Annotated in this window: 1 protein-coding gene and 1 pseudogene; both read right to left on the reverse strand. The window is 60.5% G+C overall.

Annotated features, from left to right (window positions below):
* Positions 1-434 (reverse strand): annotated as a pseudogene (locus PIB16_RS26675) (carbohydrate ABC transporter permease); the annotation flags it as partial.
* Between the two features lie 12 nt (positions 435-446).
* On the reverse strand, positions 447-1,076 hold a 630-nt coding region (locus PIB16_RS26680), incomplete at its 5' end, for a carbohydrate ABC transporter permease (protein WP_271046678.1).

Below are 1,076 nucleotides of genomic sequence, written 5' to 3' on the forward strand. Positions count from 1 at the left end.
AGCATGATGGTGAGCCCGATGCGGGTATCGAGCAGGCCGGCATTGCGGAAGATCAGATAGATCGGCACCAGCACGGCGACGGCTGGCATCATCTTGGTGGAGAGCATCCACATCAAAATGTCCTTGGTGCGCTTGGTCGGCGAGAACGCCATGGCCCAGGCGGCGGGAATGGCGATGATCAGCGCGATGATCGTCGAGCCGAGCGACAGCACCACCGAGTTCATGAAGGGCTTGAAGTAATCGCGCTGGGTCTGGACCGTCACATAGTTTTCCAGCGTGCCCGACGGAATGAGGCTGAAGCCTGCGATCGCCTCCGGCTCGGTCTTGATCGAGGTGAGGAAGGCATAGAGGATCGGGAAGAACAGCAGCAGCGCCACGGCCCAGCCCGCGATGGAAAAGCCGATCTTTGCGCGAGTGGTTGTCTTGCGGGCCATGATGTTTCCCCCTTACCGGTCGAGATTCTTGCCAACCGCCCGCATCAGGAAGATGGCGACGATATTGGCGAGGATGACGGCGATGATACCGCCGGCCGAAGCGCCGCCGACGTCGTAGCCCAGAAGTGCTGTGCGATAGATGAGGAAGGCGAGGTTGGTGGAGGCGTAACCGGGGCCGCCATTGGTGGTGACGAGGATTTCCGCGTAGACGCCGAGCAGGAAGATCGTCTGGATGAGGATGACGACGGTGATGGCGCGCGACAGATGCGGCAGGGTCAGGTAGACGAAGCGGTTGACGAAGTTGGCGCCATCCATCTCGGCGGCTTCCTTCTGTTCGCCATCGAGCGACTGCAGGGCGGTCAAGAGGATCAGCGTTGCAAAGGGCAGCCATTGCCAGGCGACGATGATGATGATGGACAAGAGCGGAAACTGCGCGAACCAGTCGACCGGCTGGAAACCGAAGAAGCGCGAGAGATCGGCAAGCACGCCGTAACCGGGATGCATGATCATGTTCTTCCACACCAGCGCGGCCACCGGCGGCATGACGAAGAAGGGCGAGATGATCATGATGCGCACGATGCCCTGGCCGAAAATGTCATTGTCGAGCAGAAGCGCAATGGCGATGCCGCCAACCACCGTGAT

Source organism: Agrobacterium sp. ST15.13.015 (assembly GCF_027871645.1).
GTDB classification, from domain to species: domain Bacteria; phylum Pseudomonadota; class Alphaproteobacteria; order Rhizobiales; family Rhizobiaceae; genus Agrobacterium; species Agrobacterium leguminum.